The organism is Microbacterium sp. UBA3394 (assembly GCF_002358725.1).
Taxonomy (GTDB): Bacteria; Actinomycetota; Actinomycetes; order Actinomycetales; family Microbacteriaceae; genus Microbacterium; species Microbacterium luteum.
Window position 1 is genome coordinate 1 of the sequence record NZ_DEPK01000064.1, and the last position, 25,175, is coordinate 25,175.

Below are 25,175 nucleotides of genomic sequence, written 5' to 3' on the forward strand. Positions count from 1 at the left end.
CCACGCGTCTTGCAGGTCAAGGTCCCGCCCTGCGGGCGGGCGGTCGCTCACCTCCTCCTTGAGCGATGGGAGGCGAGCGGGTGACGGTCTCGATGCGCGTTATGTCGGCGGGTGACGGTTACAAGTACCTGCTGCGTACCGTCGCCGTCGGCGACGGCGACAGGTCACTCTCAACCCCGCTGACGAAGTACTACGCCGAGGAGGGCAGTCCTCCGGGGCGGTGGCTCGGTGCGGGTGTCGCCGCGTTGGGCGGGGTGATCTTGGTGGGGGATCAGGTTTCCGAGTCCCAGCTCCAGCTCCTGGTCGGGATGGGTCGGAACCCGGTCACGGGCGACCCGCTCGGCCTGGCGTATCCCGCCTACAAGACCGTGGCCGAGCGCGTCCAGGAGCGCACCGCCGCCCTCGAACCCGGCCTCGGCCCGGCCTCGCGCGCGGAGGCGGTCGCGCGGATCGAGGCCGAGGAAGCGGCACGCGGGACGCGCCGCGCGGTCGCCGGGTATGACTTCACGTTCAGCATTCCGAAGTCCGCCTCGGCGTTGTGGGCGGTTGCGGACGCGGGCACTCAGGCGTTGATCGCGGACGCGCACCATGCGGCGGTTGCGGAGGTGGTTGCGTTCATGGAACGAGAGGTTGCAGCCACCCGGACCGGCGCAACCGCCCGCAATGGAGCGGTTGCGCAGGTCGATGTCCGCGGACTGGTCGCCACGGCGTTCGATCACTACGACTCCCGCGCGGGCGACCCTCACTTGCACACGCACGTCGTCATCTCGAACAAGGTGCAGACCGTTCTCGACGGCAAGTGGCGCTCCCTCGACGGACGGCCCATGCACGCCGCGACCGTCGCCCTTTCGGAGTTGCACGAGGCCGTCTTCGCCGATCATCTGACCCGCACGTTTGGCGTCGGGTGGGAGTCCCGCGACATGGGCCGCGACCGCAACCCCGCGTGGGCGATCGCCTCGGTGCCGGAGGAGCTGGTGGCCGAGTTCTCCTCCCGCTCCGGGCACATCGAGGCCGAGAAGAACCGGCTCATCGCCGAGTACGTCGCCAAGCACGGACGGCAACCCTCGACCGCGACGATCATCAAGCTGCGCGCCCAAGCCACCCTCACCACCCGCCCGGAGAAGCAGGTCCGATCCCTGGCGGACCTGACCGTCGAATGGCGGGACCGCGCCGGCCGGCTGCTCGGGCGGGACGCGACCTCCTGGGCGCGCCAGGCCACCGCGAACGACGCACCGCTGTTGCTGCGCGCGGACGACATCCCCCTGGACGTGATCGCATCCCTCGGGCAGTCCGTCGTCGAGGTGGTGGGCGAGAAGCGCTCCACTTGGCGGCGGTGGAACCTCACCGCGGAAGCGGCCCGGCAGACGATGGGCTACCGGTTCGCCTCCACCGTGGATCGGGAAGCGGTCGTCGGCCTGGTCGCGGACGCCGCCGAAGCCGCCTCGCTGCGGCTCACGCCGCCGGAGCTCGCGACGAGCCCGGTGGCGTTCCGCCGCCCGGACGGCACGTCGGTGTTCCGGCCGAAACACTTCACGGTGTTCTCCTCCGAACTCTTGCTCGCCGCCGAAGACCGCCTCCTCGAGCGCGCCCGCATGACGACCGGCCCGACCGTGCCGCTGACGACGGTGGAACGGATCGCCGCCCGACCCGATCGGGAAGGGCGGCTGCTCGGCGACGACCAGGCCGCCGCGCTCGCGTCGGTCGCGGTGTCGGGCCGCATCGTAGATGTCCTTGTCGGCCCGGCCGGGGCGGGGAAGACAACGGCGATGTCCGCGCTGCGGCGGGCGTGGGAGGCCGAGCACGGGCGCGGCACGGTGGTCGGACTTGCGCCGTCCGCGGTCGCCGCGCAGGTCCTTGCCGGCGACCTCGGGATCGCGACGGAGAACACCGCGAAGTGGTGGGAGATCCACGAGCGCACTAGGGCCACGTTCCGCGCGGGTCAGCTCGTGATCGTGGACGAAGCCTCCCTCGCCGGCACCCTCTCGCTCGACCGCATCACCGCGCTGGCCGCCGAGGCGGGGGCGAAGGTGCTCTTGGTTGGGGACTACGCGCAGCTCCAGTCCGTCGACGCGGGTGGGGCGTTCTCCCTCCTGGTGCATGACCGGGGCGACGCCCCGGAGCTGGTGGATGTCCACAGGTTCGTCAACCCGTGGGAGAAGACCGCCTCCCTCGGCCTGCGGCATGGGCACACCGAGGTCATCGACACCTACATGGAGCACGGCCGGGTGACGGGCGGGGAGACGGAGGCGATGATCGACGCCGCCTACACCGCCTGGCGCACCGACACCGTCGCCGGGCGAGCGACGGTGCTGGTCACCGACTCCAACGAATCCGTCCGAGAGCTCAACCAACGTGCTCGTACCGACCTGATCCTGGACGGCACCATAGGCGGCACCCGCGAGGTCGAGCTGCATGACGGCAGCCACGCCGCGGCCGGGGAAAAGGTCATCACCCGGCGCAATGATCGGCGCCTGCGCGCCGGACGCTCTTGGGTCCGCAACGGCGACCGCTGGACCGTCACCGATATCCGCGACGACGGATCAGTCACCCTCCGCCGCACCGGGCGGAAGTGGGGTGGGTCGGTCGTGCTTCCCGCGGACTATGCGGCCGAACACCTCGACCTCGGCTACGCGGTGACCTCCTACAGGGCCCAGGGCATCACGACAGACACCTCGCACGTCCTGGTCGACCCATCTATGACGAGGGAGAACCTGTACGTCGCGCTCACCCGCGGCCGAGACGCCAACCGCGCCTACGTCGCCACCGACAAGCCCGACGACTCTCACCAGGGCCCGCACCCCAGCGACAACACCGACGCCACCGCCAGGAATGTCCTGTTCGGGGTGCTCCAGAACGTCAGCGCCGAGCTCTCCGCGCACGAGACCATCGCCGCCGAGCAAGACGCCTGGGCGAACATCGGCCAGTTCGCCGCGGAGTACGAGACGATCGCTGCCGCAGCACAGCACGACAGGTGGGCGCTCCTCGTCCGCGCATCCGTGCTCACCGACGACGAAGCGGATGCCGCGATCAGCTCCCCAGCCTTCGGCGCATTGACTGCCGAGCTTCGCCGCGCCGAGGCCAACCACCACGACATCGAAACCCTGCTGCCAAGGCTCGCGCGGACACGGGGATTCTCCGATGCCGACGACATTGCCGCCGTTCTCCACTCCCGGGTGACACGCGCCACCGCCCGCCCTGCCGGGTCCGGCCGCGTCCGCAAGACGCCCCAGCTGATCGCCGGGCTCATCCCCGAAGCCATCGGCACCATGAGCGCCGAGCTCCGGCAGGCGCTCACCGAACGGCGCGACCTCATCGAGACCCGCGCGGCCGCCCTCCTCGACGCCGCGCTCACCGAGAACCAGGGGTGGACGAAGGCGCTCGGCACCCCGCCGAAGGACGCCAAGACGGCCGCGACCTGGCGTCGCCTGGCCCGCACGGTCGCCGCGTACCGCGACCGTTACGGCATCACCGACATCATCCCGCTCGGGGCTCCCGGCGAGGACGACGCGCAGAAGATTGACGCAGCCCGCGCCCGCGCCGCACTCGACCGGGCACGCGACCTCGCGCGAGGGCCGGGGGAGGAGCCGCAGCGGCGGGCCGGACGGGAGCCGGTGCGCCGCTCGCTGTGATGCGCGTGCCCTTCCGGATGTCAGGGCTGCGTCGTAGAGTGAATGACGAGGCGGCCTCCATATTGGCGCTGTCGCTCCGCGCGACGGTATGACCATCCCGCAGCCGCGGGCGGTCCTTTCAGGTTCTTGTCGCCGAACCCCTGAGAGGACTATGCCCATGTTCCGGCTCATCTGGGCGGCCAGCGTCCGCACCCACAGCATCCTCAGCTACGCGCCCACCAACCTCCTGCTCGCCGCGATCCGAACCCGGCGCGGTCTCAAGTGGGGCGTCCCGGCGATGCTCCTGGCCGTTCCCTACTTGCTTCTTGCGAAGATCTGCACCAACTTCATGGCCGACGGTGGACCGGGGTGGCCCAACCTCCTCGTGCTCTTGCTCGTTTGGAATGCGATGAAGTTTGTCTTCATCGGCCCGATCAGCATGCTCATTCTCACGCGCATCCGAATCCGGGAGGCCGTGTCCCATCGCCAGCGCGGCAAGGTGGATGCCGGCGCACCGACGGTGGGAGCCGCACGATGAGCACCCCCTGCGTCGCAGACCATCTTGAGCGATCAGCAGTCCGCAATCCTCACAATCGTGACACGCAGAGAACCACTCTGGAAAACAAAAGCCCAGATCAGATGCCCTTAGATGCGATTCCCCTCGCTTCCGAGTTCTCACCCGGTGCGCCGCTGCCATCGCCATCTGCGCACGACTCGGCGAGGCGCGTTCGTGCGTGTCGGCCGCCGTCCGGTCCGCGTGAAAGCACCCAGGAACCAATGACGGCGCGACTTCTTCGACCCCGCGGATTCTGTCGGCAGGGTCGTCGCGAGCCGAGAAGAATCGGCACCACGGCTTGCTCGTCACAACGGCTTCGCCGAGCTACCCTGGAGGTACCCCGGTATCCAGCGAGAGGGCTTCGATGAGCGGCAGAACCAATCCCACCCGGCGGCCGGAAGAACTCGTCGTATCGTCCAATTTCATCCGGGCCGTGCGCGAATCCGGCTACGTCAGCCTCGCGACGGCGCTCGCGGAACTCATCGACAACTCAATCCAGGCAGGGGCGACCGAGATCGAACTCACCATCGCGCGACCGGATGGGGCACTGCACCCGGAGATCGAGGTGCTCGACAACGGCGCCGGAATGAGTCGTCGAGAACTTGAACTCTGCCTCAAGTTCGGCGGCTCATCTCGCTTCGACCGGCGTGAGTCGTTTGGTCGTTTCGGGATGGGCCTGCCTGCCGCATCCCTCAGCCAGGCACGTCACGTCGAGGTCGCCGCATGGCAAGACGGTGGCCCCGCCCTCGCGGTGACCCTCGATGTGGATGCGATCGTCGCTGGAGACCCTCCCGCACTGAAAGCAAGGTCCACGACGTCGCCGGCAACGCCATCCGGCTGTCGGGTCACGTGGCGGACCTGTGATCGCATCGAGTACCGGCGCCTAGGATGGCTAGAGCGTTCGCTCCGTCGTGACCTCGGGCGTATGTACCGGCGGTTCCTGTCCGAGGGATTGAAGGTCTCGCTCAACGGGCGGTTGCTCGAGCCCGAGGACCCGATGATGATGTCGACGCGCATTGAGGGTGAGGTGGCAACGCTTGCGTTCACACCACTCGCGTATGAACTTCGGACGCCTGATGGTGGCTCCGGCTGGGTGCACGTCCGCTTCGCCAGTCTTCCGGTGCACCGCTGGCATCATCTCGACAACATGACGAAGCGGCGAATCGGAATCGTTGGCGGTGGTGGCGTCTCGGTACTTCGCGCAGGACGAGAGATTGCTCACGGCTGGCACCTCATGGGAGGCAAGCGCCGAGAGAACTACGATGACTGGTGGCGCTGCGAGATCGAGTTCGAGCCGACACTTGACGACCATTTTGGAATCACTATCAACAAGCAAGGCATCCGGCCCTCGACCGAACTACGCGAAGCGCTCGAACCCGAACTCGAGTCGATCGCTCGCATGCTCAACTCCCGTGTCCGGCAATCCTTCGAGGACGTGAAGTTCGAGGCCGCCGCCGAGATCTCCTGCCGAGTGGCCGCGACCGCTGACCCAGAGCTTCCTGTGGTGAGGGATGGCCGCGGGCATGGACGAGGCCCACTCTCATATCGGATCAGCACGGCGCAGCTCACGCCCGACCTGCTCTTCGCGACGTCGCTCCACGCAAGCACCCTCGAGGTGCAACTCAACGTCGACCACCCCGCCTTTGCCGCGCTTTACGCGCCGCTGCAGGCGTTGTCCGATGGTGCGGGCGCTCAACTGCGAACCGCAGTCGAACTGCTCGTTCTCTCGATGGCGCGAGCAAGCCTCGCCAGCGGCGAAGGGACCGACCAACTCCTGGCCCAGTGGGGTTCGACCTTCGGACGGATGCTCCAGAAAGCATGACCGAGTCGACGTTTCTGCCGCTCAATCTTCCTGTCGGATCAAGTCGCGCCGAGCGGGCGAAGTTTCTCCGGCTCTGCCGTGCGCTATCTGAATCGCCTGCCTCTGGGTCGACGCACGCGCGGTGGCTGGAGCGCGCAGGACTGGGGGACATCTATGCCCAGCCAGCGCTCGCCGCCGCGGCGCACACCGCGATCGATCTTGTGGATCAGGGGTGGGTTGTTCACGTCGACCGACTCGGCCCACTGTTCTCACCGCCAGCCGTGCAAGGAGACCGTGACGCTGAGAAGTCGCGCATCCGGGCACAGGAGCATCTCAGGCGCGACGAACAACTCCTGCGGCCAAGCGTGCGGCGGTTCGTCCAGGGCATGGAGAGACCACACCAGTTTGGCGAATCGCTGGTCTCGGTTTTCGATCTAATGCGCGATGGGCGAGAACTCGCGGACGCACTCGACCGCGACCCGACCGGTCGGACCGCGATCCAGCCCTACGTGCAGGTGGTTGATGACTCCGTCTGCTCCTTGACAGGCTTCCGACTCCACGACATATGGCGGTACTTTCGCCACACCTGGTCGAATGCCTATGCGACGGTGCCGGGGCGCTCGATGCCGATCCTCGTTCGCGATGCGGCCACTCCTCACCACGCCGTGGTTGGGCTGGCAGCCATCTCGAGCCCCGTCGTTCAGATCGCCGAACGCGATAGTTGGATGGGCTGGGAGACAGACGAGTTCCTCCAGTCGATCCGGGAGGAGCCCACCGATGAGCTTGCCCGGTGGGTAGACCGACGGGTCTCTGCCCAGATCGACGCGATCTATGTCGAGGATCTGCTCCGGGCTGGCGTGCTGCAACCCACAGACATCGCCAAGCCAACACAGGAACTCGTCGGGCGCCTCAAGGCCGACGCAGAACGATATCGGCAGCGTCATCACCGGTCAGCCACCATTCGCGAAGTTCGCAACATCGAGCGGGATGCATGGGTGGCCCGCGCCGAGACCGATCTCTTTCGGAGCAAGCGGTCGGCGGCCTTGGCTGAAGCGCTCGACATTCAGTTGGGGCTGGGCTCATACCTTCGCCCTGAGCCCTCCGCCGAAGGGCTCGGCGCGGCATTGGCGGATCGACGAGCCCATGCCCAACTCCGTCGGCTGATCCGCCGCGCGCGCGGCGAGCGGGTTGGAACGGTAATCGCAGACCTCACAGTCTGTGGTGCGGTCGCACCGTACAACGGCCTCACGGCGGGCAAGCTCGTTGGAGCGCTTGCGGTATCACCGGCTGTGCTGGCCGCCTATGAGGAGAAGTACAACCGGCCCAGCGAGATCGCGTCTGCCATGGCGGGTCGACCCATCGTGCGCGAGGCCCGTCTGTCTCTCATCAGCACCACGTCGCTCTATGGAACGGGGTCGAGTCAGTACAACCGGCTGTTCTGGCCGGCTGAGGTTGTGGGCGGTGACGCAGGCACGCGCATGGGCTTCCACGAACTCGGAAGGTCGCGATCTTTCGGAACGTCGCACTTCACGGACGAGACGGTCGAAGCATTGCTTCGCCTTTCGTCGCTGCGCGACTCGTCGGTGCGTGTGAACAGTCTGTTCGGTGAGGGAGTCAGTCCACGGCTCCGAAAGGTGCGGCTCGGTCTAGCCGCGCTCGGCTGGCCGACGAATGAACTCCTGAAGCACGGTCGTCAGCGAATCCTCTACGGCGTGCCGCTCGTCCGGAACCTTCGCGACTACTCGCTCGGGATTGACGATGATCCCGACTACCTCCTTGACCCGTCCCTGCCGGACGGCGACCAGCGAGTTGCCGAATGGTGGCTGGACCGCTGGGCACTGCGGCGGGCGGGCCAGCCCGAGATTCGCGAGGCTATGGCGCGCCACCAACTGACACGTCCCGTCATGCATGGTGCGCGGGTGCCCCTCCCTCCTGAGGACGGCGACTGGCCGCTGCTGGCCGCAAGCGCGCAGTGACTACGCGCGAAGCGGGTACCACTCGGAGGCCGTCGAGAGCGAGATCACCAGGCGCTCAGGCGCATCCGGGTCGACGCTTCGACGGACGCCGAGAAGGCGAACGCGTCGGCCGACGGGAAACGCCACGTCTGTTTCGAGAGTCCGCACGAGCACTTCAAACATGGGCTGGTCGAGCGTCTCGAACACCCAACTGCGCGACCCGTTGCGCCGCGAGACTCGGCGCTCCGTGTCGAACCACTCATCAAGCGGTGCGCTCGCGATGGGCGGTGGGACGCTCGCCCAGTAGGCGTCGCACAGATGTTTGACCTGACAGAACTGACACGCCTCCGGGCTCGGCAACGCCGGCGGTGAGGCACTCATGACGGTTGCATCGGCCGCAGCAATGCGCGCCTCCGTCGATGCGTGCAGAGCGAGCATCTCCTGCACGTCAGGGGCAGGTACCGCGCGTTCATGCGACGAGTAGGCGATACTCAGCTTGGTTGCAGGTCGGCCCATCGGATTCGTGAATGCGTCGAAGCGCCAGAGCAAGGCGTAGAGGCGGACTTGATCGTCATGCTCCTCGCGTTCTGCCCCCGTCTTGAAGTCGGTGATCGTGACATCGGCCTCGTCAATCGACAACAGGTCGAGGCGCCCGGAAAGGCGCAGATCCTCGACCGTGACAGTGCGCTCGATGTGGGTACCCGGTGTTGCGGGGCCGCGGGGTGCCTCTCGAAGAGCTGAATCGGCGGCAGGAGCGGGTCGGACGCCGGTCTTGATCGACGGCTGGTCTCGAAGGAGCAACTTGACCTGATCCACTGCGTCGGGCACTCGCCTGACGAGATCATCTCGCAGCCGGTCGAGCGCGGCCTGGCTGACGCGAGGGTTGTCGTCGAAGTCGGCCAACGCCTCGTCGACGGCGGCCTCGGCGACCTGTGCCCACCCTCCGAGCGCCCGGAGGACGTCGACGGTGTTGAGGGGTGCCACGGCATCGTCCGTCGTTTCCATTGCGTGCGAGAGGCGTTCGATGATCAGATGAGCAACGCTTCCAAACACTGCGGCGCGAATCGGGACGACGGGATAGCCGCGCCGATCCCAGAGCCCGGGATAGTCGGCTCGCTCCAGCATCCAACGACGCGGGCATGCCTCGAGCATTGCCAGAGATGAGTAGCTCCACAGCGCGGGAACCTCTGGCCGCAGCCCTGAGAGCCCCTCAATCGCGGTGTCGAAGTGCCGACTTGGTGTAGTCACTGGACGAAGTCCAACACCTCGCGAGAGGCGTTCGGGAGGCTGCGGGCGATGACCAGGTCGTCTATGAACTTGACGCGCTCGAAGGTTTCCTCTGCGACACGGTGCAGTTCCACTGTGGGAGCCACATTGGGGGTCAAGGGGCCATGGACACCGATCAGCGCTCGCTCTCCACTCGATTTCGTCGCAAGGATGGGAACGACTACTGGACCGATGCCGTCGATGTCGACCTGAGCGTCGCGTTCGAAGTGAACGTCATCCGCTCCCGACCGATCGAGGTCTTCGAAGAGACGTTGCACGGAGCGGTCGACGCGCGCGGGCGAAAGCTCGGGAAGCGTGCCGTCGAGCAGGTAGCGCAGCAAGCTGGCGCCGACATGGCGGTCGAGTTGTGTGTGCTCGAATCGGTTGCGGAAGCTCCGAAGGCACCTGTAGCAGGATTCCTCGCACTGAGCCGGGCACTCGACCAGTCGCTCCAGCGCGAGCTCGAAGATCTTCCGTCCCAACTGGCTCACCTGCTGAGTGAACCCAGCGCCGCCGGACAGGGTGTCGTAGAGGTAGATTTCGGCCTCACGCCCGCGCCCACCCCATTGGGTGAGCGCCGGCCGGAACTCCGCTTGCAGTTCGCTGGCCTCGATCTGGAGGTGCTTCGCCGCCGCGATGGTAAGAGCCTCCGCGACGGTGCGGAGCGCGACTTGGGAGGACAGATACGACGGTCGGAGTGTCACTGGGTCGGAGACCGTCAGGCGGATCAGCAAGACATCCGAGAAGAAGTCCGTGCCGAGCACCAGACCTCGGGAGGCTCGACCGCCTGGACACATCGGATCCTTGTCAGGGAACGGCTTGGCATGCGTTCCCGCGAGCAGTGGTGTTGGCATCGCGGTCGGTTCAATGAGGCCGCACCATGTGCAGAACGTGTAGCCCTCGTTGTTCGGACCGGTGTTGGACACCAGAAGCTTCTGGTGATCGAAGTTGAGTTGTATGCGATCGTTCACCTGCTCCCAGAGTTGGGCATTCCCGGGGCCGTCGGCGATGAGTTTGGCGCGGGTCGCGTAGCTCACGGCTGGTGCGTCGTCAGGGCTCGTGCCCGGCGGCTGGCCAATTCGATGCGCGAATCCTGGCGGACGTAGCCAGTTCATGCCGGGGCCGAAGCGGTCGCCCATGCAGGCAGGGCAGACGCCCGTGCGCCCACGATCAGCTTGCTCCCACGGGACGTGGGTCGCGTAGTGGCAGTCCGGGCACTCGAAGTAGATGCGACGATCGTTCCAGGCCTCCGAAAGCTCCTTGCGCATGGGGGAGTAGAGGGCGCCCGAAGTCCACTCGCGCTTGTCGACCCACACCACTTTGCCGGGCGCGTACTGGCTCAGGGCGACGGTGAGGCCCTGACTTGGCGCGTACTGGAATGCCGGACGGTACGGGGTAGACCGATCCTCGTCGAATACGTGGAAGCTGACGACATCGGTCGGGAAGGCGTAGCGCGGAAGCACGCCCTTGTAGAGCAGACGATCGAGAAGCTTGTCTCGGGCGCGCTGGGAGCTCAGCTCCTCGCCACTGTCCTCAGCAACAGCAGCTTCATCCGCTGAGTCCGCTCCTGCCGCTCCGGTGCCCTCGTCCGCCGAAGTTTCGGCGTCATCGGCTGGGGGAGCCTGGTCGGGTGTCGGCTCGACGATTGCCGGCGCGGGTCGGATGTCGAGTGCATCATCGATGCCGTGAAGCGTTGTGGTGACCAGGTCGGCCAGCACTTCGTCTCGATGGTCACCGCTGATCTCGCTTGGAAGCCAGTCGTCGACTTCGGCCCGAAGCGCGGCTTCGTTGCTCAAGAGCCAACTCTCGAAATTTGTTCGGTTGAGCGTCGCCGAGTCCGACAGGAAGTCGCCAACCGAGCCAAGCACTTCGAAGAGGTTGGCGGGCATCGTGGTCGGGTCGATGTGCGGGACTCGGTCTTGGTGATATCGCTGCAGCAGGAAGGCGGTGATGTGGCGCTTGGCGATCTCCACGTTGTCGATAGTGAGGATGGGGTCGGCGACTTCTCCGCTGACCATCTCGGCTGGCTCACGGAAGTAGTGGTCGTCGTGCGTGTCGGCGCTGCCGAACGCGATCACGGTTGCCACCGCGTTGCCACGGCGTCCCGCCCGACCTGCACGCTGCTGATAGTTGGCTCGTGATGGGGGCATGTTGCGGAGTGCGACCCCGCTCAGCGATCCGATGTCGATGCCGACCTCCATCGTGGTCGTGCAAGACAGGAGGTCGATCGCGACCTCTGGTTGCACTCCTGGTGCGGGCACCGCGATGTTTACGTCCTGGAACTGGAGCTCGTACATCTCTGCTTTCGAGAACACGTCGTCGCTCTGAGACGAGTTCAGCTGGGCTGTGTGCTCAGCTGCAACGACGCTCATCACCTCGCCAGGTGGCGTCGCAAGGGCGCGGCGCGAACTTGCGCGGTAGTACCCCTTGCGAGCTTGGAAGACTTCGTCCGTCTCAGGATCGAGTGATCTCACATTGTCGGCACCACAGGAGATGCAGGTGATCCGACCGGGGAAGTGGCGCTGGGTGGAGCGGCACCGCTCGCAGTAGCCCCAGGCGGTGTCGAGGTCGAGTGCCACCGTGCGCGCGGCGAGCTGATACTTGTCGCCGACCTTCTGACAGAACTTGCTCTGCAGCAAGGGCAGCCACTCGGCATCGAAGATGCGCCGAGCCTCACGCGTGCCGAGCCAGGTCGTCAACTTCGCGAACTTGCCGCTCACGGCCTGGACCTTGGTGCCCTTCCAGTCCGCACTCATCGCGGAGAACCAGATGCCGGGGCGAATCCAGAGCGACAGCCACATCCGGACCAGCGCGAGCTTCTCATCCTCGGTCGTCGCGACACCGGGAATGTCGATCAGTTCGGCGAGCACGGAGTTCTTCAGGTTGCCCCGCTCGCGGAGGGAGGCGAGGCCGAGCGACGTAAATCCGTAGTAACGGCTCGTGAGCGCGGGGACCAGGCTGCGCAGAAGCGACTGTGGCGGCGGATCCTTGATGGCGTACAACTGCATGAACTCCGCAGGATCGCTCAGTGCACCGCGCTCGAGCGACTCCGAGACCTGCGTGAATGCCTCGAAGTTCTCCGTACCCGTGAGCTCAGGGCGGAGGCGAACCCCCAGCAGCTTCGCCCCCACCATCGCAACCAGGTAGAGATCCTCCAGGCTCATGGTCGGCGCGACAGGGTGCTTCGATAGCTCGCTCCAGCCTTTGAGGATGATCGGCCGCACTGCGTCGCGGAGTGAGTACTCCTGAACATTCGGTGCAAGGCGAGCGGCAACTTGTCGCGAGTCGGAGAAGGCGAGCACCTTGCGGCCTCGGAGCGGAGCGAAGTCGTCGGCTGGCTTCGGCCCGGGGGGCTGCACCTCAATCTGACGGCTTACGAGTGCCCGGAAGGGTTCGTCACCCTTGGTTTGGTGGTCTTGAACGCTGGTGCGACCGAACAGTGCGTGGTCGCCGCACACGCCACATGGGTTGAACTCTCCAGGTTGCTTCTGTCCGCCCGCAGAGTCGGCATCTGGTTGGTGCCCGTCGTCCTGCTGGAGTCGCACCCAGACCCTGCGCCAGCGATCACCGGGATCGTGCGGGTTGAGGCGACCGGTGACGAGGTCGAGTTCCTTGAGGACTGCGTTGCCGACATCGTCGGACGGCTCTTCAAGAAGCAGATCGATCGGTTCGAGCGCTGCGATAGGACCCGAGGCTGTCTGGAAGGCACTGCCAGGCTCCTGCCACAAGAACGAGGGATTGGCGACGTCGTCCGTGTACGCCCGTGCATACGTGGCGCCGCATTCGCGACATGTGAAGAGCTCAAAGACACGCGCACCGCAGTCGCAGGTGCTTTGGGGTTGGCCATACATCGCACCGACGGGACCCTTCGGGATTCCGCCCCGGTCTACCGAGCAGTCCTCATCGAGGCACACCCAGATGCCAGGAAGGCCGCGGAAGAAGGCGTGCACGCGGCACGGGAGCAGCCCCGCATCGTCAGGCTTGAGGCGAGCGGTGCTCGCGAGCGCGATCAAGGTGGAGGCGGCGCGCTCCGCGAGCGTTGGGTCGACTCCCGGGAACGCGTGCGCGCCCAGCGTGTGGACAGGCAGCGCCTGCTTCATCGTCTTGTTGACCAGAAGGCCGAGTGGGGCGTATCCATTCAGCGCGCGGTACAGCAGGGCGCTTGAAGAGGTCTCGGCGTCATGAGCGACTCCGCGGTACGTCAGCAGCGGAGCCAGCGCCTGCGCTCGCGCCTCGTCCGTCTCCGCCTTGTAGTAGGCGTCCATGGGAACTGAGGCCAGCACTTCAGCCTCTTCAAGCGACCCAGGTGCCGCTGGATCCCGCAGGTCGAGCGTGCCCGTGACCGCGTCAAAGTCGCTCACGTCCTTGCCGGTCAGCTGCGCGGCGAAAGCCTGGGCCTTCTCGGCTCCCGAGAAGCTCGCACTGGTGGCGATGACCTGAAGGCGATCGGCGGGGATATCGAGTCTGGCTCGCAGACGTCGCATCAGGAGCGCAACTTCGGCGCCTGCCGCACCACGGTAGAGGTGTGCCTCATCGATGATTAGGAGGAACTTCTCCTCCGGGTTGTCCCGTAGCCGCTGCCGCGTCGCATCGAAGATGGGACGCTCGAGTGGCCGCATCAGCATGTACTCAAGCATCGAGTAGTTGGTGATGAGGACATCGGGCGGCGATGCCAGCACCTCGTGGCGCGTGAGGAGTTCGGCGTCTCCCGGGAGCATGACCGCGCGCTGGAAGGCCCCGGTCTTCGAGTCCACCCAGTGTTGTCCGCTCGACCCGTACCAGGCCTTCAAGTCCGGCTTCGCCGGCCACTTGCCGCGCGCCTTCAGTTCTCCGATGAGCTGCGCTGCGCGCTTCTGCCGGGGCGAAGCCGGCTTCGCTGCTTCGTCGAGGAGGGCGATGTAGTACTTCTCAAGCGACTTGAGTCTGGTTCTGTCCTTCTCAGCTGTTCGCACGCCGGGATACAGGGTTCTACTGGTGTAGCGCGCGAAGCGCGCGGGTCGATCAGCCCACGTTGTGAACTGGCTCGTTACCCGCTCGTCGCCGAGAAGCAGTCGAAGGCGGCCAAGCTGGTCGTTTACGAGCGCGTTCATGGGATAGAGCACGAGGGCGCGGACTCCGGGCGCCGCGAACGACTGTGGCCGATTGGCGGCTTCCTCGGCAAGCTTCGCCAGCATCGGGAGCAAGAAGGTCTCTGTCTTGCCGGAGCCGGTACCGGTCGTGACCACGAGACTCCGCCCGGACGCCGCAGCCTCGAGCGCGGCCGCCTGGTGCGTGTACGGAGGATCGAAAATCAGCGGCGCGTGGTCGTGCTCCGTCGACGTCAGTCGAGCGAACAACTCCAGTGCGGCCTTGTCGAGCGTGAGCTCGGCGAACCGCCTGCCCGGGGTGTAGCGGGGTGTGCTCTCAAGGAACGGGGTCTGGAAGGTGTTGCCCTGCTGATCGAGGAGCACCTGCCGCTGACGGATCAACGACGGATGGCCGACGTGATAGGTCGCTTCGATGTACTCGCGAAGGGCGTTCCTGATTTCGTCCGCCGTCTGGGCGATGGTGAGTGCTCGTCCTGTCATCGTCCCTGCACTTCCTTGATTCCCGTCATCCACAGCGATTTCGAGAGAAGCCCCGTGAGTGAATCCTCAGCATCGAACGGAACCCGATACGTGAGGAGCGCACCCTTTGACCGGCTCATCGGAATTCCGACGAGCGTGATGTATCGCTCTGCCCATGACGGTAGCGGAGCGAAGAGGTCGAGGAGTCGACTGCCATCGGGCAGTCCGGTCGAGCGGAACCTGAAGACTTGTGGTTGGCCTCGATGATGATCGATGGCTGCTTGGAGATGGCGAGCCTCGTCCCACCCCGGCATGACTGACGAGTCGACCGGGAAGTCAAGAACAGCGCGCGGAATCCCGGCCGCGACATCGAGGACGCACCACACCGGTGCGCCATATGCCTGCGGGCGCCGGCCAACGAGCATGCCTTCATCGCGGGAGGTGAGTTTCCGCCAGCGGCCGATGTAGTACTGCACCTGTGTCGTTGGATCGATGATCTCAAGACCCTGTATCTCGCCGGGCATCTGGTGCTGGCTTAGTAGGCGGGTCGTTCGCTCAATGAGCGCTGAGGCGGGCTCTTCGCGAGGGACGCGTGCCCATTGCTCGGTGGTCATTCGATGAAGCCCGGCGGCCGCCAATGAAGCTGCGGCGTTGTCCGTCTCGAGCGTCAGGAACCGCGTGTGGGCTTCGTATTCCACCGGGGCGCCGACGACGGACTCGTCGACGATCGGACTTGCATTTGGCCTGACGCCGAGCAGCAGGTGTCGGCCCGGTCGAACTGTCACATACGACGGTGGGGCGAGGTAGAGCTGGCGCACGCCTGATTCCGCTGATCGCAGTTCGAGAAGATCGCCAACGCCGACAACGAGATCGAGTGCTTCGGCGACCACGTCGCGCTTCAGGTCTGGTGAGAGCGCACGAAGCACTTCGAGCACCGCGTCGACGAGTTGACGTGGCGTCGCGGGACACAGCAACGACGCTGCGCGGCGGATGGACGCGCACAGTCCCTCTACGGAGAGCAGCCCGGTCGCTTCCTGGTCGAGACCGAGCAACTCGACCGCCGTTGCCTCGAGGTCTGTCGGAGTCAGTCGCTGAATGCTCATCCGACGCCACCTGCGACTTCTTCGACGGTACCGAGCACGGCGAATCGCGCAGCGCGCACGAGCACGGGGTCAGTCATGACCGCGCGGAGGTACTCATTGCGTTCGGCCGTTTCCCACTCGAGAAGCTCGCTCGGGGAACTGGCGAGCTGGAGGAGGAACCGCGCACCCTTGAGTTTGTTCGGCATGCCCGATGACGAGATGAGCGCCCCGGCTGCCTCGCTGAATCCTTCGATGAGAAGCGCGCGGCTGTCCCACTCCCACAAGTGGTTCGCGATCGCTTCCGCGGCGGCACGATGGGCAGGACTCTCGCCGACACGTGCCTGGGCTCGGTCGAGGTCGACATCCGCCGCCGCTTGCGTCGCGACTTGGCTCTCAAAGCTCGCCCATTTGCCGGGCGTGAGCAATCCCACAAGCGCTCCAGTGATCGCGTCGAGGACCCGACGACGCTCGCGTACTCCAAATGGATGGGCAGGAAGTTGGGCGCTCTTCCACAACTGGTGACCCTTCATGAGTCTCGTGCATTCGACCAGTGACTTCTGGGCGGTAGGGATGGATGGCGTTGAGTTACCAGTGCCAATCAGTTGGTTCGCGTCAGGGGGAATGATCTGCGCAGCTTGATCCTGCTCGTTGCTGGCCACGAGCAGGCCGCCGCGTGGCGGGCCTGAGAACTCCTGGTCGGCCGGCTGTGGCTGGCCGCTGAGAGGACGTTCGACTGGATAGAAGACGACTTCGACCGGGTCGCCATCGGTGCGGTCGATGAGACGCGCGATGTAGCCGTTGTCGCGATGGCGCGTTGAGACAACCCACCGCAGCCCCTGAAAGCCGCGCTCACACCGGAGGGTGGCGAACCCCACGCCCGCCTTACTGACGGCCAGCTCCGCCGTGTCTGCTGCGTCGTAGTGACGAGCAATCTGAGGCTGCTCGCGCAGCCGAGCAACGATACGTTGCCAGTCCTTGCTCGTGACCGGGAGCCGGAGACTCTGGCGGTGGATTGCCAGTTGGGCGCCGCTGCCGTCGCGAAGGGTGAGCGCGAGTTCGGCGCCTGCGTCGCTGGGCCCATCGATCTCTAGGAGCGCTCGACCATCCCAGAGCTCGGGAAGGCTCGGCTGCGCGGGGAAGCTGCGCAGCCGAATACCTTCGCCTGCGAGGCCAGCTTCGCTGTGCACATCCGGATCACGGATGATGGCGAGCAGGGACCCCTCAGTTTTGGAGTTCTCGCCGTTCGGGTCAACCGACACAACGATCTCGTGTGTCCCCGCGGGCAACTCCCCAAGCGAGAGAAACAGCTCGGATTCGCCCTCCGGCCAGCCGAGGAAGTAGGGATCTCCGTTGATGCGCAGGCCGAGCTTCTTGGGGGAGTGTTCGGCATGGATTGCGATCAGCACCGGCTCGCCTGACAGCCACTCGGCGACGCCGTCGCCATCCCAGCGGCCCGCCACTACCCCGACCGGGCGTACACGCACGTCGGAGACGACCGAGATGCCAGCTTCGACCAGCACCGTGGAGTCCGCCTCACTGAGTGTGGCGGGCACGCTCAGGACATACGCGCTCATGCCTTCAAGGGCGATATCCACCTTGACGCACCAGTCGAGCGTCGGCGGGGACAGCGCTTGGTCGCCGAGGATGCAGTAGCTGACTCCGGGCCGAACGAACTTGCCCTTCACCTCGCCCGCGGGTGCTCCTGGCTTCTGGCGAAAGACCCACCACGGCCCCTGGGTGATCCGGCATTGCTCGGCGAGCAGGAGGTTGACCTCGTCCGATGCGCGTCGCAGTTGCAGGAAAGGCTGGGGCGGTGCGGGCCAGCGGGTGAGTTCGATCGGTGGCGTGGCGTAGAGGAGTCCACTGGTGGGGATCTCCTGACGAGCGCCCGCAACGACCGCGCGTGAGTTGCGTAGCGCCTCGTACAACTGGGGCATGGCATGCTGAAGTGGTCTGAGATCCGGCAGGATCGCGAATGCTCGCCAGGCGCCGCCAGCGTCTTCGCGCAGCTGAAGTTGCGGATCAGTTGCTGCCGGACGCGGGGGTCGAAGACGGGCCGGGTCGTCCCGGCCTTCCGGAGGTCTGAAGTTGTGGGTGCGGATGCTGCTGGCGGAGCGCCGAGCTTCTGACAGCCACCGCCGTGACTGGCGCTCCGAATTGAGGCTCTCGACAATGCGCGCGAGGGCAGTCGACTCGATCAGCGGCGTATCTGCGTGTTCGTCGGTGATGAGCAGGGCAACGGCGAGGCGTCCAACGATCTCCGTGTTCTGGCAGAACTTCTCGAGGCGGTCGCTGTAGTACCGAGACCATGCATGCAGTCGAGTGCCCAGGACCGCGGGGTCGTCGAGCAAACTCGGCCAGCTCGTTCGGTAGTCGGACAGCATCCTCGCGAGCTGCACCTGGAGATACCGCGGGAGGACTGCATGGGTGATCGGCCACGCAATCTTGCGGAAGGTGCGTGCCCAAGCGCCCTGTGGGATCGCACCTCCATACTGCTGGGAGAACTTGACGAACCAGTTGCGGACGCGATCCCGCTCGTAGTCGCTGTCGGCCCAACGGGGAGTCTTCGAGGCGTAGATCGGCCAGTACTCGACTCCGTCGTAGATATAGCCAACCTCGGCGGCATGCACCACGAAGGGGAGCCAGGAGTTTCGGCTCGCGGCTGGCATCACGCCCAGTCGATGCGCATCGCCCACTGCTTTGGTCAAGAGCTCGCGGTCGTTTGCGCTCAGGCCGTGTTCGAGCGCGAAGACGGGCGCTGGTGGCTCAAGATTCCGGCGGCGTGCAGCCAACTCGGTGAAGTGAGCGTCAAGATTCGCATGCAGGTACTCGATCAGCTCAATCGGGCTCGCGCGCGCAACGTCCTCCAACGCGATTCGCCCCCTTCGCTGCTCGAGTCACCGTCCCACACGATGAATGAGCCTCAGTCTGCCCGAGCGCACCGACACTCCACGCTGCGAAAGCCTGCGTGTTCGCCGAGACGAGCTGGCTACCCTGCCGCTGACCGCCTTGGTCTACGGGTCCGCTCCAAAGGCAAGACCGGGGGCACTGCCGGTCAGCATTGGGGAGAAGGTCGACGTGCGCTGTGCACAAGGAGACGTCGTGCTCGCCAGAGTCGGTTGTGCGTGGGACTCCTGCACGGACGTGTCTCGCGGAGTTACTAGGCCGAGTTCAGAGATTCCAGGTAGTCCTCGGCGACGCCCTCTTTCCAGATCGGCAACTCGATCGCGTTGCGCCACGTGCCCACTTCCCAGGTATCGTCACCGAGGTCTGTGAAGGGTCGGAACCTTACAGGAGCCCGGCCAGTCTTCTTTGCCAACTCGACCACCGTTGCGCGCACGGTCCCCGCAGTGACATACCAGTCTTCGCGGGCTCGCCCTTCGAGGCGAAAGGGGAATGCCTGCCGACACCATGGACCGTCGAAGATCCACGCGGGGAGGACGGTGTCGGGAAGCCCGACATCCAACTGAATGCCCGCTGATGTCACGTCGATGCCCGCTGCGCCCTTGTTCACAACCTTGACACCGAGGAGTCGAGTTGGGTCGCTGCCTTCCGGCAGGATGGTCTTCGTCAGACTCTCAAGCGGCATGGAGACGATGCCGCCGGCGGCGATGCGACCGCCGACGGCGTCCACGGAGACCGAGACTCTAAGTGCTTCATGGAGCGCTGACAGAGTCGATTCCAGCGCCCGAACCATGTCTGCGAGGTCTGCATCGGAAACGGTCGTTCCGCCACCTTGCGCGAGCTGCGCTGCCTTCCAATCGACCAACTCGTCGGTCGTGAAGACGGATTCGTTCTGGTCCACAGCTCCATGATGCTTACCGCACAGGAGTAGCAGGTTCTCCTCATTGTTGAGCAGTTCCGGTGGATACTCAGGATCGTAACGAGGCCCGTCCGGCTTCTCGGACCGAATGTGAGCGATCTGCACCGCAATCGTACGAACACCGCGACTCCGCTCCTCGAAGAGGAGGGGCTCCTCGCAGGCCGGGTAGGCACAGTGCAGGGCCTGCGCAAAGAGTGCCTTGATCGTCGGCAGTCCGTAGTTGTGTCCCATGATCCCGTCGTGTCGTTGGCTCGGTGCCCTTAGCCTATGGCGCGTGTTCTCATACGATCCGGCCCCGCAGGACTGAAGACGGCATACTTGCGGTGACGTGGGTCAGCCCAGCCGCGGGGCGCGGCTAGCTCCGGGATAGCCTGGGCCGCACACGTCAATCCAGGCATCAGGCCACTTCTCTGCAAGCAGGCGACTTTCGCGTGGCCCGATGTCCGAAGCGCTCCCTATCCTTGAAGCATGACAGCGAGGGCCCTGAAGCAGACGAGTCTCGCTGACCTTACTGCGGCCTTGCGCAGCTCGTGGTCAGCCGCCACATCCGTGTCCCCGGAGCGTTGGACGGCATCGACTCCGTCCCTCGGCCAGTGCGCCGTGACAGCCCTCGTTCTGCAGGACTACCTTGGCGGCGAACTCCATCGCGGGATCGTCGGAGAAACCAGCCACTACTGGCTGCAGACCGGCTCAGGGGACATCATCGACCTCACCCTCGAGCAGTTCAGTAATCCGACGGTCGTGCCCACAGGCGTCCGCGACCGTGACTACGTCCTATCCAGCGAATCGACGTCGGCACGCTACCGTACCCTTGCTGACGCCGTCGTCCGTCACATACTCGAGTATGAGCGTTCCTGATCGCACAATCTTTCTGTACACCTCGAACATTCGCGAGCGCTACGTCGCTGATGCATTGGCCGCTGTCGCGCTGCCCATCGGCGGGCGGATCCGCTTTCGATACGACCGCCGACACACAAGCGACGAACTGCAGCGAGAGTGGGGTCGGTCGAAGGGCACACGGGCGCTGATCCATCTCTCGATCCAGCATCCCCAACGATTTCACGACTCAGCCCTTCTTCCGCTCCGGCAGGCAACCGTGGTCGACGCCACTCAGCGTGGAGAGATTCTCACAATCGATCTCGAACTCGGTGACTACCTCACTTTCGCCGGACTGCCGACCGGGACCGAGCCGAACAAGGCTCAGCGACTGGAGCTAGGTCGTCGGATCCGTACGTACTCTGAGTTCCTTGAGCGGGATGACCGGTATCCCTCGCCGGACAACGACCCTCCTCGATCCGCCGGGCTGGTGCCGGCGTTCGAAACCGTTCAGGGAGACCTCGAAACTGCAAAGCTTCCGCTCGCTCGAGGCAACGATGCGGCGTTCCGAGCGATCGTCGACTACTTGTCGGCAACCCTCACCAACCCTGAGCGCTTCTACTATCGTGTGGTTGGCATCCGCCCCATCGACTCGGATAAGTTCCTTGAGGCGAAGGACGGCGAGTTCTGGTTGACCACTGGATCCACATATGTCGTCGAGGTCTTCCATCGCCAGGAGAACCTCGCGATGATCCCATCCGAGCTGCGCTTCGCCGTAGGGGATGGCTTGAACGCGCGCGATATTGAGACGCTGACGCTTACGTCGGCATACGATGCATTCTCGGTTGTGGTCGACGTGCCTAATCGTCCAGATATAACGCGAAGCTACCTCGAACTCGCACCGCGTGCATCCTCGGCCGCCGCCTCCATTCGTATCAATGTCGTGCTCAGTCCATCGAACGCACAGAAATACGCCTTGCCCGCAGCGGGTGCCGTCGCCGCTGGCGCCGTAGCATTCGCGGCGACAGATGCCGTGCCAACAGACGGGTGGGGGGCTGCGCTCGCGGTAGGTCTAGCGGGAACGGTATTCGGGCTTGGATTGTGGCAGTCGAAGCGTGGACTGAAGATCCTGCCTTGAGAGAGGTGCCATCGAGTCATAGAACCGAGACGAAGGTTGTATTCCCGACATCGATCCTCGTGCGTTCTTCCTGGTCGTGCGACTGGCGCCGACCCTGAAGATGCAGAGCAGGAGTCATCCATCACTAGGCCCGGGATCTGCCCTCGGAGACAGGACCGACCCGGAACACTGGAAGCGCCCCACTCAACGCGCTGAACCGGACGATCCTTCGGACTGACGACAACGATCTCGTATCCTTGTGTGCATGACGAGCTCAGCAGGATACGTGCTGTGGGTGAAGCACCTGGACGCCGATGCCGTGACGGAGAAGGCCCTGCGTGATCGTGCCGGGACTTCGGACTCCACTATCGAGGTTCGCATTCGGGCATTGGACAAGTGGGATATCGAGTCCATCCCGGCAGGGTCGAGGGACGAGTGGGGTGAAGTGCTCTCCGACGTCTTGAACGTAGGGCAGAATCAGCTGCCGCCGGAGGGGCGGGTGTACTTAGTCGCTTCTGCGTGACGCCAGGCACATAGGTGGCAGTTCATCGCCCTGCGCTACGAGAGCTACTCACCGCATCGCTGGCGGGCTCCTCTACGCGGCGGGAGTTCCGCAGAGTTCGCAGCTGCGAGCATGTGCACCTGTCGCAGGAGCCTGAAGTCCCGGGGCATTTTCGACTCGATGGACTGGACAATGGCGCTGCTGCCAGGGGGTGAGCGCCTCCGGCTTCGCCCTTCGTTGAAGTGGACCAATCGGGTGACCAGCAACCTGCAAACGGTGCAATTCCTGACGTCTTCTGACATCCCGTGATACGAAAAACCCTGGTTAATGGCGGTAAAGTGCCTATCCACGGCACCTGGGGGTCAAGGGGTCGCAGGTTCAAATCCTGTCATCCCGACCGGAGAGAGCCCCGGAATCACGCAGAAATGCGAGGTTCCGGGGCTTTTGTCATGCCCGCTCCGGAAGGCTCGTTGTGCACCTGTTGTGCACTTGCTCGCGGAATGAGCGCCGCAGCGCTCTCCTCTGCACGTCGACCGGCGTCGCCGATCAGGTGCGTGTAGATGTCGATCGTGATCGTGATCGAGATCGACGAGTGACCGAGACGCTTCGACACGAGCGCGATGTCGGTGCCGCTCGCGAGCAGCAGCGACGCGTGCATGTGCCGGAGCCCGTGCAGCGTCATCTCGGGCAGCCCGACGTCGCTGCGCATCGTCTCGAACAGGCGCGTCACGAACTGGGGGCGCAGCGGCTTCCCGTTCTCGTACGTGAACAGGTGCCCGCCGCCCTTCCTCTGCGTGCCGCAGTTCACCCGGTCGGCTTCCTGTGCGACCTGCCAGGCGACGAACGCACCGACCGCGGCGTCGTCGAGGTGCACGACCCGGCGCCCTGCGGTCGTCTTCGGTGAGTTCTCGACGGACTTCGCTGCGCATCTGCACGCGCGTCGTGCGCACGGTCAGCTCGCGTCGCGTGAGGTCGACGTCGCCCCATTACAGCGCGAGCAGTTCGGCCCGCCGCGGCCCGGTGAGCACGGCGATCTCGAACAGGGCGCCGAGACGGTGCTGCGCGGCCCGGTCGAGGAACGCCCCCACCTGCTCGGGCGTCCACGGCTCGAACTCGTGCGCGTCGATGACGGGCAGCCGCACACCGAGGGCGGGATTCGCCGCGATCACGGCATCGAGTTGTCCGACGCGCTGCGCGGAAGCAAATATGCTCGACGGGTGACGAAACGGGTGCGATCGCGTCGAAGCGACAGCCCGATGCCGCCGACGCTGTACTGGAGGTTATTCCACCTCTCGCCGATCATCATGCTCGTCGGCATGGCAGCGGGCGGGCTTCTCATCATTCGATCGATTCTCGTCTGGGGCGTCGAGGACACCGATTACCCGTTCGGCATCGACATTCCGATCGCAGCCGTCGTGCTCGCGGTCTGGGGGTGCGTGATTGCTGCACTGCTCACGCCGTCGCGATCTGTGCTTGCTCGGCGCGACGGTGTGAACGAATCCGCCGCACTGGTTTGGCCGCTCGGGCGCCGCTTTCGGGTCTGGATGGTCATCGCAGCTCCCGTCTGCGGGCTACTCGCAGCGATGACTCCGTTTCCGATCCCGGTCGCTTTGGGTTGGGACCCCGAGATTCCGGCGAGCCTGTTGATTGGGCTACCTTTCGCGATCGTCCTCACGGTGAGCTCAGTAGCGCTCGTCTGGATGATTCTGAGGGGGGTGATGCACGGGGTGGAGATCACCCCTACGCACCTGGTCGCGAGGGGCTACTTCGTCACTCGCCGATACCCGCGTGACGCAATCGTGTCGGTCAACGCGGTGACGCTGAAGTGGTGGCCGAACCTCGTTCTGAGCACGCTCATGAAGAGCGAGGTCGAGCACACTCTTCAACTCTCGCTCGTGGGCGGCAACGAGCCCGTGCTCTACGCCGCCAACTCGCACGAGCACGACGTCGAGGTCGGAGCGGAGATCGTCCGAGCGTGGCGTCAGGGCGCTGAGTAGGGTGTAGCCACTCTCCGATTTGGCCGGTGAGCCGGGCCTTCTGCATTCCCGCGAGCGGATTCCGAGGTGATTCGGCGCGCTCTGCGAAGATGGCCACATGCGGCTGATGAGGGGTCTTGTCGGGATCGTGCTCGTGACGGCGTGCGTGGCGGCGCTGAGCGGCTGCTCGAGGGCGAACGCCGGATCCGCGACAGAGGATGACTTCGCCCAGTTCATGGCCGACACAGACGGCGTCACCGGCACCGGCGGATTCGTGAGCAACAACCTGCCGTTCTTCGGTTCGGGCGATCTCGAGGTCGAGCTCGATGCGACGCGCGACGAGCAGGTGCTCGAACAGGCCGTGCAGCGTGCCACCGAATTCGACGTCCCTGCCGGCGTCACGCTGTACACGCTCGGTGTCCGCGTGACGTCGCCGGGCGACGGCGCCGAGGGCGAGCCTCGGCCGGGCATCCTCATCGAGAATCTGTGGGGAACCCCGCCGGGCGACCTCGCCGCCAGAGCCGCGGTGCTGTCCCGGCTCGACGGACTCATCGACTATTCCGAGACGTTGGACGACGCTCACGGCCACGACGCCGACGCGCGCACGATTCGTGCCCTGATCGACTCCGCGAGCGGCGACGTGTGCGAGCACCTCATTTCTATCGCTGAGGCAGCACACGTCTCGGAGGATGAGATCGTCGCGAGCGCGTCATCCGGCAGCCCGGTGAGATGCGGTTGACGAACGCCCGCGAGGGACGGGAGCGAAGGTGACAGCGGAGCCGGAATTCCTGTCCGAGGATGATGCGCGCATCCTCGCGCTCGAGTCGGCGGCCGTGGCCGGCCACACGCTGAAGCTTCTGATCCTCGAGCCGGGCGAGACCCTCGACCTCGACGGGCTCCGGCATCGCGTCAGGGAGCGCCTGGATGCCCATCCACGGGCGCGCGAGCGGGTGGACAACGGAGGAGACCGGCCGCGCTGGGTGCCGGCGGAAGACTTCGACATCGCTCGTCACATCCGTCGTCACCCCGAGCCCGTGGCATCGGTCGAAGATCTGCGGCGCACGGTCGGGGATCTGATGGCCGTGCCCCTCGACCACCGCCAGCCGCTGTGGTCGATCGACGTGATC

The 25,175-nt window shown here is 65.4% G+C and carries 16 protein-coding genes and 1 pseudogene; 10 read left to right on the forward strand and 7 right to left on the reverse strand.

What is annotated here, in order from left to right; genetic code table 11:
• Positions 1–92: 92 nt before the first annotated feature.
• The 4 genes from mobF to B4E30_RS03530 all read left to right on the forward strand — a co-directional run bounded on the left by mobF (position 93) and on the right by B4E30_RS03530 (position 7,941).
• A complete protein-coding gene (gene mobF / locus B4E30_RS03515) occupies positions 93–3,629 on the forward strand; it encodes a MobF family relaxase (protein WP_286793526.1) in 3,537 nt (1,178 codons plus the stop codon).
• Positions 3,630–3,786: 157 nt separating this feature from the next.
• Positions 3,787–4,146 (forward strand): sulfate permease, encoded by a 360-nt coding sequence (locus B4E30_RS03520; protein WP_286793513.1) that lies wholly within the window; start codon positions 3,787–3,789, stop codon positions 4,144–4,146.
• A gap of 382 nt (positions 4,147–4,528) precedes the next feature.
• Positions 4,529–5,986, forward strand: coding sequence for an ATP-binding protein (locus tag B4E30_RS03525; RefSeq protein ID WP_286793514.1), 1,458 nt, complete (start codon positions 4,529–4,531; stop codon positions 5,984–5,986).
• Entirely contained in the window at positions 5,983–7,941 is a 1,959-nt protein-coding gene (locus B4E30_RS03530) for a Druantia anti-phage system protein DruA (RefSeq protein ID WP_286793515.1), read from the forward strand. Before B4E30_RS03525 ends, B4E30_RS03530 begins: the two co-directional genes overlap by 4 nt.
• Here B4E30_RS03530 and B4E30_RS03535 read toward each other — a convergent pair whose 3' ends face one another.
• The 5 genes from B4E30_RS03535 to B4E30_RS03555 all read right to left on the reverse strand — a co-directional run bounded on the left by B4E30_RS03535 (position 7,942) and on the right by B4E30_RS03555 (position 19,868).
• Positions 7,942–9,168 (reverse strand): RecB family exonuclease, encoded by a 1,227-nt coding sequence (locus tag B4E30_RS03535; protein ID WP_286793516.1) that lies wholly within the window; start codon positions 9,166–9,168, stop codon positions 7,942–7,944. It lies immediately after the preceding gene.
• On the reverse strand, positions 9,165–14,753 hold the full coding sequence (locus B4E30_RS03540; protein ID WP_286793517.1) for a DEAD/DEAH box helicase: 5,589 nt from the start codon (positions 14,751–14,753) through the stop codon (positions 9,165–9,167). Before B4E30_RS03540 ends, B4E30_RS03535 begins: the two co-directional genes overlap by 4 nt.
• Positions 14,750–15,835, reverse strand: coding sequence for a hypothetical protein (locus B4E30_RS03545; RefSeq protein ID WP_286793518.1), 1,086 nt, complete (start codon positions 15,833–15,835; stop codon positions 14,750–14,752). The genes B4E30_RS03540 and B4E30_RS03545 overlap by 4 nt, the downstream gene beginning before the upstream one ends.
• Positions 15,832–18,684, reverse strand: coding sequence for a hypothetical protein (locus B4E30_RS03550; RefSeq protein WP_286793519.1), 2,853 nt, complete (start codon positions 18,682–18,684; stop codon positions 15,832–15,834). Before B4E30_RS03550 ends, B4E30_RS03545 begins: the two co-directional genes overlap by 4 nt.
• Positions 18,685–18,974: 290 nt before the next feature.
• On the reverse strand, positions 18,975–19,868 hold the full coding sequence (locus tag B4E30_RS03555; protein WP_286793520.1) for a hypothetical protein: 894 nt from the start codon (positions 19,866–19,868) through the stop codon (positions 18,975–18,977).
• Positions 19,869–20,105: 237 nt separating this feature from the next.
• Between B4E30_RS03555 and B4E30_RS03560 the strand changes: the two genes are divergently transcribed.
• The 3 genes from B4E30_RS03560 to B4E30_RS03570 all read left to right on the forward strand — a co-directional run bounded on the left by B4E30_RS03560 (position 20,106) and on the right by B4E30_RS03570 (position 22,093).
• Positions 20,106–20,495 (forward strand): YunG family protein, encoded by a 390-nt coding sequence (locus B4E30_RS03560; protein ID WP_295794781.1) that lies wholly within the window; start codon positions 20,106–20,108, stop codon positions 20,493–20,495.
• Entirely contained in the window at positions 20,482–21,591 is a 1,110-nt protein-coding gene (locus B4E30_RS03565) for a hypothetical protein (protein ID WP_286793522.1), read from the forward strand. Before B4E30_RS03560 ends, B4E30_RS03565 begins: the two co-directional genes overlap by 14 nt.
• Positions 21,592–21,835: 244 nt before the next feature.
• Positions 21,836–22,093, forward strand: coding sequence for a hypothetical protein (locus tag B4E30_RS03570; RefSeq protein ID WP_286793523.1), 258 nt, complete (start codon positions 21,836–21,838; stop codon positions 22,091–22,093).
• Between the two features lie 394 nt (positions 22,094–22,487).
• Here the strand turns inward: B4E30_RS03570 and B4E30_RS03575 are convergent.
• Positions 22,488–22,949: pseudogene (locus tag B4E30_RS03575) on the reverse strand (tyrosine-type recombinase/integrase); the annotation flags it as partial.
• Positions 22,950–23,058: 109 nt separating this feature from the next.
• Entirely contained in the window at positions 23,059–23,241 is a 183-nt protein-coding gene (locus B4E30_RS03580) for a hypothetical protein (RefSeq protein WP_286717232.1), read from the reverse strand.
• 9 nt (positions 23,242–23,250) lie between these two features.
• Here B4E30_RS03580 and B4E30_RS03585 point away from each other — a divergent pair, with 9 nt between their 5' ends.
• The 3 genes from B4E30_RS03585 to B4E30_RS03595 form a co-directional block, all read left to right on the forward strand.
• Positions 23,251–24,069 carry a hypothetical protein gene (locus B4E30_RS03585; RefSeq protein WP_286793524.1) on the forward strand — a complete coding sequence of 273 codons (819 nt, stop codon included), beginning with the start codon at positions 23,251–23,253 and terminating at the stop codon, positions 24,067–24,069.
• Between the two features lie 97 nt (positions 24,070–24,166).
• Positions 24,167–24,787, forward strand: coding sequence for a hypothetical protein (locus B4E30_RS03590; RefSeq protein ID WP_194383318.1), 621 nt, complete (start codon positions 24,167–24,169; stop codon positions 24,785–24,787).
• A 28-nt stretch (positions 24,788–24,815) separates the two neighbouring features.
• A partial coding sequence (locus tag B4E30_RS03595; RefSeq protein ID WP_286793525.1) for a wax ester/triacylglycerol synthase domain-containing protein occupies positions 24,816–25,175 on the forward strand: 360 nt, incomplete at its 3' end.